General features: G+C 66.0%; 10 protein-coding genes and 1 tRNA gene. 6 read left to right on the plus strand and 5 right to left on the minus strand.

What is annotated here, in order from left to right; translation table 11 throughout:
* Window positions 1–46 precede the first annotated feature (46 nt).
* A complete protein-coding gene (locus E1832_RS05305) occupies window positions 47–1,225 on the plus strand; it encodes an FAD-dependent monooxygenase (RefSeq protein WP_133358694.1) in 1,179 nt (392 codons plus the stop codon).
* Window positions 1,226–1,459: 234 nt separating this feature from the next.
* On the opposite strand, the gene trpE is transcribed toward E1832_RS05305, so the two are convergent.
* The 5 genes from trpE to fabI all read right to left on the minus strand — a co-directional run bounded on the left by trpE (window position 1,460) and on the right by fabI (window position 7,447).
* Window positions 1,460–2,971: an anthranilate synthase component I gene (gene trpE / locus E1832_RS05310; protein ID WP_133358695.1), complete on the minus strand. Its 1,512-nt coding sequence runs from the start codon at window positions 2,969–2,971 to the stop codon at window positions 1,460–1,462.
* A gap of 10 nt (window positions 2,972–2,981) precedes the next feature.
* Entirely contained in the window at window positions 2,982–4,829 is a 1,848-nt protein-coding gene (locus tag E1832_RS05315; RefSeq protein WP_133358696.1) for a peptidylprolyl isomerase, read from the minus strand.
* A 68-nt stretch (window positions 4,830–4,897) separates the two neighbouring features.
* Window positions 4,898–6,073, minus strand: a complete 1,176-nt coding sequence (locus E1832_RS05320; RefSeq protein ID WP_133358697.1) for an aminotransferase — start codon at window positions 6,071–6,073, stop codon at window positions 4,898–4,900.
* 25 nt (window positions 6,074–6,098) lie between these two features.
* Complete coding sequence (gene gpt / locus E1832_RS05325; RefSeq protein ID WP_133358698.1) at window positions 6,099–6,602, minus strand: xanthine phosphoribosyltransferase; 504 nt, start codon at window positions 6,600–6,602, stop codon at window positions 6,099–6,101.
* Window positions 6,603–6,640: 38 nt separating this feature from the next.
* Window positions 6,641–7,447: an enoyl-ACP reductase FabI gene (gene fabI / locus E1832_RS05330; RefSeq protein ID WP_133358699.1), complete on the minus strand. Its 807-nt coding sequence runs from the start codon at window positions 7,445–7,447 to the stop codon at window positions 6,641–6,643.
* A 133-nt stretch (window positions 7,448–7,580) separates the two neighbouring features.
* Here fabI and pdxH point away from each other — a divergent pair, with 133 nt between their 5' ends.
* The 5 genes from pdxH to E1832_RS05355 all read left to right on the plus strand — a co-directional run bounded on the left by pdxH (window position 7,581) and on the right by E1832_RS05355 (window position 13,692).
* Window positions 7,581–8,186 (plus strand): pyridoxamine 5'-phosphate oxidase, encoded by a 606-nt coding sequence (gene pdxH / locus E1832_RS05335; protein WP_133358700.1) that lies wholly within the window; start codon window positions 7,581–7,583, stop codon window positions 8,184–8,186.
* A 153-nt stretch (window positions 8,187–8,339) separates the two neighbouring features.
* Window positions 8,340–8,882, plus strand: coding sequence for a cold-shock protein (locus tag E1832_RS05340; RefSeq protein ID WP_133358701.1), 543 nt, complete (start codon window positions 8,340–8,342; stop codon window positions 8,880–8,882).
* Window positions 8,882–9,352 carry a DUF192 domain-containing protein gene (locus tag E1832_RS05345; protein WP_133358702.1) on the plus strand — a complete coding sequence of 157 codons (471 nt, stop codon included), beginning with the start codon at window positions 8,882–8,884 and terminating at the stop codon, window positions 9,350–9,352. The genes E1832_RS05340 and E1832_RS05345 overlap by 1 nt, the downstream gene beginning before the upstream one ends.
* Window positions 9,353–9,393: 41 nt before the next feature.
* Window positions 9,394–9,470: transfer RNA gene (locus E1832_RS05350), tRNA-Pro, on the plus strand.
* 550 nt (window positions 9,471–10,020) lie between these two features.
* Window positions 10,021–13,692, plus strand: coding sequence for a vitamin B12-dependent ribonucleotide reductase (locus E1832_RS05355; protein ID WP_133358703.1), 3,672 nt, complete (start codon window positions 10,021–10,023; stop codon window positions 13,690–13,692).
* Window positions 13,693–13,838 lie beyond the last annotated feature (146 nt).

The following is a 13,838-nucleotide window of genomic DNA, read 5'->3' on the forward strand; positions in this document are numbered from 1 at the left end:
TTGGTGGCGGCCGCGGGCCGCGGCGGGCACGGACGGGCGGGGTGCAATGGGGCTGACGGGACGGAACATCATCGTTGCGGGTGCCGGGATCGGCGGGCTGGCGGCGGCACTGGCGCTGCGGGCGCGCGGCGCCGAGGTGACGGTGCTGGAACAGGCCTGCGAGATCGCCGAGGTCGGCGCGGGGCTTCAGATCAGTCCCAATGGCGCGGCGGTCCTTCGCGCGATGGGGCTGGGCGAGGCGCTGTCCCGCGCGGCGGTGCCCTCGCGCGCGGTGGTGCTGCGCGATTACCGTCGCGGCGGCGAGGTGCTGCGTCTTGATCTGGCCCGCTACGCCGCCGGCCAGGACTTCTACCTGGTGCATCGCGCCGATCTGATCGGCCTTCTGGCCGGGGCCGCGCGCACGGCGGGCATTCCCCTTCGCCTGTTGCAGCGGGTGGAGGCGGTGGTGCCTGGCCCGGTTCCAGAGTTGCATCTGGCCAATGGCGCGCAGGCGCGGGCCGATCTGGTGGTGGGGGCCGACGGGTTGCAGTCGCGGGCGCGGGTGGCGCTGAACGGGGACGATCGCCCCTTTTTCACCGGACAGGTGGCCTGGCGCGCGACGGTGCCCAACGATCTGCGCCTGCCGGCCGAGGCGCAGATCTTCATGGGTCCGGGGCGGCATATGGTCTGCTATCCGCTGCGGGGCGGGCGGCTGGTCAATATCGTCGCCGTGCAGGAGCGCCGCGACTGGGCCGACGAGGGCTGGCATCACGACGACGATCCGGGCAACCTGCGCGCCGCCTTTTCCGATTTCCGCGGGCTGCCGGCAGAGTTGCTGGCGCAGGTGCGCGAGGTGGCGCTTTGGGGGTTGTTCCGCCATCCGGTGGCCGCGCGCTGGCAGGGCGAGGGGGTGGCGATCCTGGGCGACGCCGCGCATCCGACCCTGCCGTTCCTGGCCCAGGGGGCGAATCTGGCGCTGGAGGATGCCTGGGTGCTGGCCGATTGCCTGGCCGGCGAGGCGGATCAGGCCGCTGCACTTGCCGCCTATCAGGCCCGGCGGCGCGAAAGGGCCGCGCGGGTGATCGCGGCGGCCAATGCCAATGCCTGGAAATACCACTTCGGCCTCTCGCCCATTCGCGAGTTGGGGCATATGGCGCTGCGCCTCGGCGGTACGCTGGCGCCGACGCGCGCGGTGCGCCAGTTCGACTGGATCTATGGATACGACGTCACCGCGCAGAGCCGATAAAGCATCTTCCTAAAGTACTCGAGGTAAGCCTCTGAGCAAAGCGCCGCGCAAGCGCCGGACCGTCCCGGCGGTCAGGCGCTTGGTTGACGTGGGCGCTCCGTTCAGATGTCGTCCGGATTTGGCTGGCATAAAGTGCGCCGATCGGAGGCCGTGGCGCCAGACCATGGTCCGGCGCTTGCGCGGCTTGCTCGTTGGGGCAAACGGTGAAGTTCGCCAGTTGCAGCCCTAAGGGCTTCAGCGGTTGCCGCCGCCGGTGAACCGCGCCGCGTCCGCCGCCGCCCGGCGGATGGCGTTCGATTTATGCACCGTCTCCATATATTCCGCCTCCGGGTCGCTGTCATAGACGACGCCGCCGCCGGCCTGGATATAGAGCTTCTTGTCCTTCACGATGGCGGTGCGCAGCGCGATGCACATGTCCATGTCGCCGCCGGCGCTGAAATAGCCGACGCCGCCGCCATAAAGGCCGCGTTTTTCAGGCTCCAGCTCGTCGATGATCTCCATCGCCCGCACCTTGGGTGCGCCGGACACCGTGCCCGCCGGCATGCCGGCAAAGAAGGCATCCAGCACGTCCTTGTCCCCGGCCAACTCGCCGACGACGTTGGAGACGATGTGCATCACGTGGGAATAGCGCTCGATGATGAATTGCTCGGTCGGCCGCACGGTGCCGATCCGGGCCACCCGGCCGACGTCGTTGCGCCCCAGATCCAAGAGCATCAGATGCTCGGCCCGCTCCTTCTGGTCGGCCAGCAGATCGGCCTCCAGCGCGCGGTCCTCTTCCGGCGTGGCGCCGCGCGGACGGGTGCCGGCGATGGGGCGGATGGTGACCTCGTTTCCGAACACCCGCACCAAAATCTCGGGGCTGGCGCCGATCACCTGGAAGCCGCCGAAGTTGAAATAGAACATGAACGGCGAGGGGTTGGTGCGCCGCAGCGAGCGGTAGAGCGCGAAGGGCGGCAGCGGGAAATCCTGCGTCCAGCGCTGCGCCGGCACCACCTGAAAGATATCGCCCGCGCGGATATAATCCTTGGCCTTCTCCACGGCGGCCTTGTAGCCCTCGCGGGTGAAGTTCGACACCGGCGGGGCCGCCTCTGCCGCCTCGCCCAGATCGCGGCTCTCGGCGGGCATCGCGCGTTCCAGATCGCGCACCGCGTCCATCACCCGCTCGGCGGCCTGGGCATAGGCGGCGCGCGCGCTCTGGCCGTCGCCGGCCCAGGCGGGCGCCACAACGGTGACCTCGCCCTTGACCCCGTCGAGCACGGCCACGACCGAGGGGCGCAGCATCAGCGCATCGGGCAGGCCCAGCGGATCGGGGTTCACATCCGGCAGATGCTCGATCAGCCGCACCATGTCATAGCCGAGATAGCCGAAGAGCCCGGCGGCGGCCTGGGGCAGGTCGTCGGGCAGGTCGATCCGGCTTTCGGCGATCAGGCTGCGCAGGCTGGTCAGCGGATCGGCGGCCTCGGGGACGAACCCCTCGGGGTCGAACCGCGCCTGCCGGTTCAGCGCCGCCTTGTCGCCGTCGCAGCGCCAGATCAGATCCGGCTTCAGCCCGATGATGGAATAGCGCCCGCGCACCTCGCCGCCAGTCACCGATTCCAGCATGAAGGCGTCTTTTTGCCCGCCGGTCAGCTTCAGCATCAGCGACACCGGCGTGTCCAGATCGGCCGCCAGCCGCGTGTAGACCACCTGGTTCCGCCCTGCCTCATAGGCGCGGGCGAACGTGTCGAAATCCGGGGTCAGAGCCATGACGCTCCCCTTACTGAAAGCTCGACTGGACCGCGTTCAGCGCGCGCTGGTCCAGCATCGGGCGGGCGCGCAACCGCGCATCGCGGACAAAGGCGTCGAACAGGGCCTGGGCCAGCACCTGGTCCAGCTCCTGGCCGAAACCGCTGCGCATCCGGGCCAGATCGGCGGTCTCTGCCGGCGGCAGAACCTCGTCCAGGCGCACGATCAGCACCCGGTCGCCGGCGCCGATGACGCGCAGCGCGCCCGGCTCCATCTCGAACACCTGGGCCATGAAGTCCGGCGGTGTGCCTTCGAGAAAGGCGGTGCGCGTCAATCCGGTTTCCACCCTGGGCTCCAGCCCGGCGTCGGCGAAATCGCCATCCGCGCCCAGCTCGGCGACCAGCGCCCCGGCCTGTTCGGTCAGCGCCAACTCGGTCTGTTGCAGGGTCCAGCCCTCGATCGCCCGCGCGCGGGCCTGCTCAAAGGGTTCGGGGCGCGGCGCCAGCGTATCGTCGAGCCGCAGCGCAAAGATGCCGCCATCCTCGAGAAAGCCGACCTCGGGGAAATCCTCGGGGCTGACTTTTTGCGCGGCCTCGCGGAATGCGTCATAGGCGGCCACCCCGTCGGCGCTGTCGGCGGTCCAGTCGATCCGGCCCAGCTCCATGTCGGTTTCCTTGGCCAGATCCTCCAGCGTGGCGCCGCCGGCCAGCAGATCGTCGATGTCCTGTGCCCGGGTTTCGATCAGCCGGCGCGCGCGTTCGGCGGCCAGTTCCTCGCGCAGATCGTCGCGGGCCTCTTCAAAGGGGGTATCGCGTGCCTCCAGCCGGCCGTTCACCCGGTAGAGTGCCGGACCCAGGTCCGAGGGCAGGGGGCCCACCACGGCGCCGATTTCGGCGGCAAACACCGCGCCGGCCGCATCGCCCAGATCGCTGGCCGCCTGATCGCCCATGTCCACATCGCCCAGAGACAGTCCGCGTCCGGTCACCAGCGCCTCGAAGGTGGTGGTGCCGCCGACCTCGATCTGCGCCATCGCCGAGGCCGCGGCGGCCTCGTCGGGGAACACCAGCCGTTCGACCAGCCGGCGTTCGGGGATGCTGTAGTCCTCCGCGCGCTCGTCATAAAGCTGACGCAGCGCGGCCTCGTCCACTTCGACCTGATCGAGGATCATGTCGGGGGTCAGCGTCACATAGCTGATCCGCTTGGTCTCGGGCAGGGTGAAACGCTCGGGATCGGCATCGTAGAACGCCCGGAGCGCGGCGTCGTCCGGCGCCGGCAGGGGCGCGTCGAGATCCTCGGCGGTCAGGGTCACCATGGCAAAGCTGCGCCGCGCGGCGACATAGTCGACCAGCGTGTTCACCAGCGTGTCGGGCATTGTCACGCCGCCGACGATCGCGCCCTGTACCAGGGTGCGAGCGGCCTCGGCGCGCAGGTCGGCCTCGAACTCGGCCTCGCTGACCCCGGCCTGATCGAGGGCAAAGCGATAGGTTTCGCGGTCAAATGTGCCGTCGATGCCCTGAAAGGCGGGGATCGCGACGATTTCCTGTTGCAGCTTTTCGTCGCCCACCGACAGGCCCAGCGTGGCGACCTCGTTGTCGATCGAGGCCAGCGCCACCAGGCGGGCCAGCACCTGCTGATCGATGCCGCGCGCGCGCGCCTCGCTCATCTGCATCGGCTGGCCGGTCTGCGCCTCGACGGCGCGGATCTCGCGTTGCAGCTCGCGGGCATAGGCATCGACGCTGACCGTCTCATCGCCCACCTTGGCCACGGTGCGCACGGTGCCGGTGAGGTTGGTGGCGCCGAAGCCGGCCAGACCCGCGACCAGCAGGCCAAGCAGGATCCACACGAAGGTTTTCGAAAACTGTTTGACCCGTGCGGCCATGGTGCCCCCTCTCTGGCGATGCCATTCTTTGGCGCCCTGCATACGACGGGCGCAAAGGGGGGGCAAGGTCAGATGGTGAGGGTCGAAAGCCGCTTGAAAAGCGTGGCGATCCCCGCCCGGTCTAGATTGGCGAAGGCGACGCGCAGATGCCGTGCGCCGGTGGGGTCAGTTTGCGGCACGAACATGGTCGCGGGCAACAGCAGCACGCCCGCCTCGGAGACCAGCCGGCGGGCCAGCGCATCGGCCGGCATGTCGTAAGGATGCGCCAAATAGGCGAAATAGGCGCCCAGCCCCTTTAACGCCCAACCCCGGGCCGCCAGGACCGGAACCCCCTGGGAAATCGCCGCGCGGCGACCCAAAATCTCGTCCCGCTCGGCCGCCAGCCATTGGTCCAGCGTCTCGATCCCCTTCAGCGCCGCGAACTGGCCGACCTGGCTGGGACAGATGGTGACGGTGTCGATGAATTTCTCCACCTCGGCCAGCAGCGCGGGGGAGGTCAGCAGCGCGCCGACCCGGTGGCCGGTCAGCCGGTAGGCCTTGGAAAAGGAATACAGGTGTATCAGCGTGCGGTCCCAGTCGGGATCGGTGAAAAGATCATGCGGCGCGCCGGGCCGGCTGTGGAAATCGCGGTAGGTCTCGTCCACGATCAGCCTGATCCCCCGCGCCTGCGCCAGATCGTAAAAGGCGCGCAGCAGCTCGGCGGGGTATTCCACGCCCGCCGGGTTGTTGGGGGTGACAAGGGCGATGGCGCGGGTGCGTTCGGTGATCAGCGCCGCCGCCTGCTCCGGATCGGGCAGCAGGTCTGCGCCGGTGGGCAGCGCGACCGCCTCGACGCCCGCCATGTCGAGCCACATCTTGTGATTGAAGTACCACGGCGTCGGCAGGATCACCGCGTCGCCCTCGCCGGCGATGGCGGCGATGGCGGCGGCAAAGGCCTGGTTGCAGCCCGAGGTGATGGCGACCTGCGCCGCCGCGACCGCGCCGCCATAGATCCGCGCGGTCCGCCCGGCCAGCGCCGCGCGCAGGTCCGGCATGCCGAGGTCGGGGCCGTACAGATGCGCCTCGGGTCTGTGCAGAACGAAATCGGCCATCGCCCGGCGCAGCGCCTCGGGCGGCGTCTCCATCGGGGCGGCCTGGCTGACGTTGATCAGCGGCCGGTCCGGCGGAAAGGCGACCCCGTCGAGCCATTTGCGCGCCTCGACGATGGGAGCGGCAAAGGTGGCCTTGGTGCGTGATCTGGACATCGGCCTCTCCTGGCGCCGCGCGCGCTCAGTCGCGGCCGCGATAGGGCTCTACATATTGCAGCGCCATGTCCCAGGGGAAGAAGATCCAGGTGTCCTGGCTGACCTCGGTGACAAAGGTGTCGACCATCGGCCGCCCCTTGGGCTTGGCATAGACGGTGGCGACATGGGCCTTTGGCATATGCTGGCGCACCACCTCGAGCGTGCGGCCGGTATCGACCAGATCGTCGACGATCAGCACGCCGGTGCCGTCGCCCACCATCGCCATGTCGGGCGATTTGATCACCACCGGTTCGCTCTGGGTCTGGTGGTCGTAGGATTTCACGCTGATCGTGTCGACCAGGCGGATGTCGAGCTCGCGCGCGACGATCATCGCCGGGGCCATGCCGCCGCGGGTGATCGCCACCACCGCGCGCCAGCCGCCCTCGCCGGGGGCGTTGCCCTGCAGGCGCCAGGCCAGCGCCCGCGCATCGCGATGGAGCTGATCCCAGCTGACGTGAAAACCCTTTTCATGCGGCAGACGGTCGGTCATGGCGGCGGTTCCTTTACCTTTTGGTCGCGGCTGTGCGGTCAGCCCTTGGCGATATCGGGGGCATCCACTGCCTTCATGCCCACGGCATGATAGCCGGCATCCACATGCAGCACCTCGCCGGTGACCCCGGCGCCCAGATCGGACAGCAGATAGAGCGCCGATCCGCCGACGTCGTCGATGGTCACGTTGCGGCGCAGCGGCGAGTTGTATTCGTTCCACTTCATGATGTAGCGGAAATCGCCGATGCCCGAGGCCGCCAGCGTCTTGATCGGACCGGCGCTGATCGCGTTGACGCGGATGCCGTCCTTGCCCAGATCCTCGGCCAGATAGCGCACCGATGCCTCCAGTGCCGCCTTGGCCACGCCCATCACGTTGTAATGCGGCATCACCTTTTCGGCGCCGTAATAGGTCAGCGTCAGACAACTGCCGCCCTCGGACATCATCTTTTCGGCGCGCTGCACCACGGCGGTAAAGGAATAGACCGAGATATCCATGGAGAGCTGGAAATTGGCGCGGCTGGTGTCGACATAACGCCCGCGCAACTCGTTCTTGTCGGAAAAGCCGATCGCGTGGACCACGAAGTCGAGATTGTCCCAGCGCACCTTCAGGGCGGAGAACAGCGCGTCGATCGAGGCCTCGTCGCCGACATCGCAGGGCAGGACGATATCGCTACCGAGTTGGGCGGCGAGCGGATCGACCCGTTTCTTCAGCGCGTCGCCCTGATAGGAAAAGGCCAGATCGGCGCCGGCGCCGGACAACGCCCTGGCGATGCCCCAGGCGATGGACTTGTCATTGGCCAGGCCCATGATCAGGCCGCGCTTGCCGGCCAACAACTGATTTGACATGAAGGATCTCCGCCTCTGTGCACGGTGTGAGAGTGACCTTTAGGCCATTGCCCCTGAGGCATCAAGAGTATCGGGCTTGCCGCCAAGGCGGTCGCCCACTACTGTTTCGCCCAAGGACCATGATGGGGATACCATGGGCGACAGAACCGGCATTTTTGCGGGCGACGATCCTTTTGTGATCGCGCGCCGATGGCTGAGTGAAGCCGAAGCGACCGAGGTCAACGATCCGAACGCCATCGCGCTCTCGACGGTGGATGCGGAGGGGATGCCGAATGCGCGCATGGTCCTTCTGAAGGAAATCGAGTCGGCGGCCTTTGTCTTTTACACAAATTACGGCAGCGCCAAGGCGCAGGAGCTGGACCAGGCCGGCAAGGGTGCCTTTGTGATGCACTGGAAATCGCTGCGCCGCCAGATCCGGGTGCGGGGCGAGATCAGCCGCGAGGACGGGCCGCAGGCGGATGAGTATTACCGCTCGCGCTCGCTGAAAAGCCGTCTGGGCGCCTGGGCCTCGCATCAGTCTCAGCCGCTGGACAGCCGCGCCGCGCTGTTGGCGACGGTGGCGAAACTGACCGCGCGGCTGGGCGCAAATCCGCAGCGGCCACCGTTTTGGGGCGGTTACCGGCTGGTTCCTGTCGAGATCGAGTTCTGGGCGGATGGGGCTTTCCGGCTGCATGACCGCTTTGTCTGGCGGCGCGAAAATGCCGAATCCGCGTGGAAAATCCAGAGGTTGAGTCCCTGACGTTCACGTTACGTGAAATGCAACGCTTTGAAAATATATGTGGATTTCCACCCAAGTGGATGTTTTCAACTTGAAATGTTCAGCTTACATATTGCACAAATTCAGGCACGCGCCATTTCGGCGCGATGACACAAAACGCGGAAAAAAGCAGAAGTGGCAGAAGATCTGAGCAGCATGCATCAAGTTGAAGGTCAGGTGAAATGGTTTGACCCGGCCAAGGGATTCGGGTTCGTCGTCTCGGATGGGGGCGGCCCGGACATCCTGTTGCATATGAACGTTCTGAGGAATTTCGGGCAGAGCTCGGTCGCCGACGGGTCGCGCATTCAGGTGGTGACGCAGGAAACCGCGCGCGGGGTGCAGGCGATAGAGGTTCTCTCGATCATCCCGCCCGAGCGCGAGGACGATGGCCCGCTGCTTTCGGATTTCAGCCATCTGGACCCGGCCGATATCCGTCAGAGGCCGCTGGAGCCCGCCCGGGTAAAGTGGTTCGACAAGGCAAAGGGGTTCGGCTTTGCCAATGTCTTTGGCCGCAGCGAGGATGTGTTCGTGCATATCGAGGTTCTGCGCCAGTCCGGCCTGGCCGATCTGCAACCCGGCGAGGCGCTGGCGATGCGCGTGATCGACGGGCGCCGGGGCCGCATGGCCGCCGAGATCCTGGCTTGGGAGGCCGCGCTGACCGGGCAGGAGGCGCTGTAATGCGCCGGCTCGTCGCCTTTGTGATCCTTATGCTGGGCACAGGGGCGGCGCTGGCCGACACCCCGGAGTGCCGCCCCGACCGGGTGGCGCTGCGCGGTGACTGGGGACAGGTGCAGTTCTCGATCGAGCTGGCCGACACCCCGGAGGAGCGCGGCCGCGGGCTGATGTTCCGCGAGACGCTGCCGCGCGGTGCGGGGATGCTGTTTGTCTATGATCATCCACAGCGCGCCAGTTTCTGGATGAAGAATACCTTGATCCCGCTCGACATGATCTTTGCCGACCGCAGCGGGCGGGTGATCCGTGTGCATTCGGGCGCGATTCCCGGCGACCTGACCCCGATCGAGGGTGGCCCCGGCGTTTTCGTGGTGCTGGAGATCAACGCCGCCCTGGCCGCGCGGTATGGAATTGCGCCGGGCACGATGATGCGGCATCCGGTTTTTTCCGGCGGGCCGGCCGCCTGGCCCTGTTAGGGCTTTTCAACCCCTGCAACTGCGGCTAGACAGACGCCCGTCGGGGCGTGGCGCAGTCTGGTAGCGCACCTGTTTTGGGTACAGGGGGTCGTGAGTTCGAATCTCGCCGCCCCGACCATCTTCAAGCGAGTCGCCTTGCCGGAGCTCAATCGCCGGATGCGGCCGCCGGGCTCTTCCCAAAGAGCAATTTGCATAGAAATTCCGCGTGAATGCTGCGCTGCATCGTCGGGTGCCGGCGGCATGTGGGGTTTTCCCTTGTGCACAAGGGGGTTCGGGGGTGCGGCTCAGCCGGGCTGTGAACTGCTGCCGTGCAGCATCCTGTGGAAGAATCGTGGCACCTCGCGAAACCGGCTCGGGTCAACCGCATTTTTGCCGTCGGAATCCAAATAAAGTCGTTGACCCCCACCTCCGGATTGCTCCAGATTGTGTGGGCTAGCTGACGAGCCACTAAATCTAGTAGATCAAACTAGGGGCCGCAGCCAGCACGGAACGGCACAAAACACGCATTGCATGGCATGGGCAGAACGCCCGATGCGGCGGCCCGGCGCGGCACCGCATCAGATCGGGCCGCGCAAAAGCAGCCGCCGGAACAAGGGCGTGACAGGCGCCGAGGGACTGGTCCGGAACCCGGGCTGAACGTGAAAAACTGAAGATCAGAGGCAGCAAGAATGAAGATCGAAAGAAAATTCACCAAGGCAGGGCAGGACGCATATGCCGATCTGGATTTCGTTTCCGCGACATCCGAGATCCGCAACCCGGACGGCACCATCGTGTTCCGGCTGGAGAATATCGAGGTTCCGGCAAGCTGGAGCCAAGTCGCCAGCGACGTGATCGCGCAGAAATATTTTCGCAAGGCCGGCGTGCCGGCGCATCTGAAGAAGGTGCGCGAAAAGGACGTGCCGGAATTCCTGTGGCGCTCGGCCCCGGACGGCGACGACGTTGAAACCCGAGGCGAGACCTCGTCCAAGCAGGTGTTCGACCGGCTGGCCGGCGCCTGGGCCTATTGGGGCTGGAAGGGCGGGTATTTCACCACCGAAGAGGACGCCCGCGCCTATTTCGACGAGATGCGCTATATGCTGGCCACCCAGCGCGCCGCGCCGAACTCGCCTCAGTGGTTCAACACCGGGCTGCACTGGGCCTATGGCATCGACGGGCCGGCGCAGGGCCATTACTATGTCGATTACCGGACCGGCAAGCTGACCAAGTCCAAGTCCAGCTATGAGCATCCGCAGCCGCATGCCTGCTTCATCCAGTCGGTCAACGACGATCTGGTGAACGAGGGCGGCATCATGGATCTGTGGGTCCGCGAGGCGCGGCTGTTCAAATACGGCTCGGGCACCGGCACCAACTTCAGCCGGCTGCGCGCCGAGGGCGAGGCGCTGTCGGGCGGCGGCAAGTCGAGCGGTCTGATGGGGTTCCTCAAGATCGGCGACCGGGCGGCGGGCGCGATCAAGTCGGGCGGCACCACAAGGCGCGCGGCCAAGATGGTGATCGTCGATGCCGACCATCCCGATATCGAGGAATTCATCAACTGGAAGGTGATCGAAGAGCAGAAGGTGGCGAGCATCGTCGCCGGCTCCAAGATGCACGAGCGGAAACTCAACGCCATCTTCGCGGCGATCAAGACCTGGGACGGCAGCATCGAGGATGCCTGCGATCCCAAGACCAACGACAGCCTGAAGGAGGCGATCCGCGACGCCAAGAAGTCGGCGATCCCCGAAACCTATGTCAAACGGGTGCTGGATTACGCCAAGCAGGGCTATACCAGTATCGAGTTTCCGACCTATGACACCGACTGGGATTCAGAGGCCTATAACTCGGTCTCCGGCCAGAACTCCAACAACTCGATCCGCGTCACCGACGCCTTTCTCAAGGCGGTGCGCGAGGATGGCGACTGGGAGCTGATCAACCGCACCGACGGCAAGGTGATGAAGACCGTCAAGGCGCGCGATCTGTGGGAAACCATCGGCCACGCCGCCTGGGCCTGCGCCGATCCGGGGATTCAGTTCCACGACACGGTCAACGCCTGGCACACCTGCCCGGAGGATGGTCCGATCCGCGGCTCGAACCCGTGTTCGGAATACATGTTCCTGGACGATACCGCCTGCAACCTGGCCTCGATGAACCTGCTGACCTTCTACAAGGACGGCGCGTTCCAGGCCGAGGATTACGTTCACGCCACCCGGCTGTGGACGCTGACGCTGGAAATCAGCGTGATGATGGCGCAGTTCCCGTCGAAAGAGATTGCGCAGCTGTCCTATGACTTCCGGACGCTGGGTCTGGGGTACGCCAACATCGGCGGGCTGCTGATGAACATGGGGCTGGGTTATGACAGCGACGAGGGCCGCGCCATGGCCGGTGCCCTCACCGCGATCATGACCGGCACCGCCTATTCCACCAGCGCCGAGATCGCCGGCGAGCTGGGGGCCTTTGCCAGCTATGATCGCAACGCGAAACACATGCTGCGGGTGATCCGCAACCACCGCAACGCCGCGCAGGGCAACGGCCATGGCTATGAGGGGCTGGAGGTCAAGCCGGTGCCGCTGGACCACGCCAACTGTCCTGACGCGCGGTTGGTCGAACTGGCGATGAAATCCTGGGACGACGCGCTGCGGCTGGGCGAGAAACACGGCTATCGCAACGCCCAGGTCTCGGTCATCGCGCCGACCGGCACCATCGGTCTGGTGATGGATTGCGACACCACCGGGATCGAGCCCGACTTTGCCCTGGTGAAGTTCAAGAAGCTCGCCGGCGGCGGCTACTTCAAGATCATCAACCGCTCGGTGCCCGCCGCGCTGGAGAACCTCGGCTATTCCAGCGCCGAGATCGAAGAGATCGTCGCCTATGCGGTCGGTCACGGCAGCATGGGCAACGCGCCGGCTATCAATCCGACGACGCTGGCCGGTCATGGCTTTGGCGAGAACGAGCTGGCCAAGGTCGAGGGCGCGCTGGAAAGCGCCTTTGACATCCGCTTTGTCTTCAATCAGTGGACCCTGGGCGAAGAGTTCTGCCACAACGTGCTGGGCATTCCGGCCGAAAAGCTGAACGATCCCAGCTTCGACCTGCTGCGGCACCTGGGCTATTCCCGCGCCGACATCGAGGCGGCGAACGACCACGTTTGCGGGACGATGACGCTGGAGGGCGCACCGCACCTGCGGCACGAGCACTACAGCATCTTCGACTGCGCCAACCCCTGCGGAAAGAAGGGCAAGCGGTTCCTCTCGGTGAACAGCCACATCACCATGATGGCGGCGGCGCAAAGCTTTATCTCCGGGGCGATCTCCAAGACGATCAACATGCCCAACGACGCAAGCATCGTGGATTGCCAGAAGGCCTATGAGATGAGCTGGAGCCTGGGGGTGAAGGCCAACGCGCTGTATCGCGACGGCTCCAAGCTGAGCCAGCCGCTGGCGGCCGCGCTGGTCGAGGACGACGAGGAGGCCGAGGAGATCCTCGCCTCCGGGTCGGCCCAGGAAAAGGCGGCGACGCTGGCCCAGAAGGTGATCGAAAAGGTGGTCATCAAGGAGATCGCCCGCGGCCGGCAAAAGATGCCGTCGCGGCGCAAGGGCTATACCCAGAAATCCATCGTCGGCGGTCACAAGGTCTATCTGCGCACCGGCGAATACGAGGACGGCAACCTGGGCGAGATCTTCATCGACATGCACAAGGAGGGGGCCGGTTTCCGTGCGATGATGAACAACTTCGCCATCGCCGTCTCGGTCGGGCTGCAATACGGCGTGCCGCTTGAGGAATTCGTCGACGCCTTTACCTTCACCAAGTTCGAGCCGGCGGGCATGGTGCAGGGCAACGACAGCATCAAGAACGCCACCTCGATCCTCGACTATATATTCCGCGAACTGGCGGTCAGCTATCTCGACCGCACGGATCTGGCCCATGTGAAGCCGGAGGGCGCCAGTTTCGACGATCTGGGCCGCGGCGTCGAAGATGGTGTCTCGAACATCTCGGAGATGAGCGAAAGCGCCGCGAGCCGGTCGCTGGAGGTGCTGAAACAGATCAGCTCGACCGGCTATCTGCGCAAGCGTCTGCCGCAGGAACTGGTGGTTCTGAACGGCGGCCAGAGCTTTGGCGCCACCGCGCTGAAGGCGGCCGGCGATCCCGGCGCGGCGTTGCAGACGCTGGTGCCCGAGACCGGCATGGCCAGTGCCGTCGCCTCAAGCACCGCGATGAGCAGCGGCACGGTGCCGATGGATGCCCGCGTCAAGGCCAGGATGCAGGGCTACGAGGGCGAGGCCTGCGGCGAATGCGGCAACTACACGCTGGTGCGCAACGGCACCTGCATGAAATGCAACACCTGCGGCGCGACCAGCGGGTGTAGCTGAGAAACAGCGCCGGCAACGGCGCTCAGGGGCAAGGGGCCTGCGGGCCCGGCCCCGACGAACAAGCGGGCAGGGCGGCAACGCCCCGCCAGACCAGACACGGTGCAGGACTCCGCAGAAACCCCTGGTTTCCGCTCTGTCCTGCCCGG

The sequence above is a fragment of the Antarcticimicrobium luteum genome, from assembly GCF_004358185.1.
In the GTDB taxonomy this organism is placed as follows: Bacteria; Pseudomonadota; Alphaproteobacteria; order Rhodobacterales; family Rhodobacteraceae; genus Antarcticimicrobium; species Antarcticimicrobium luteum.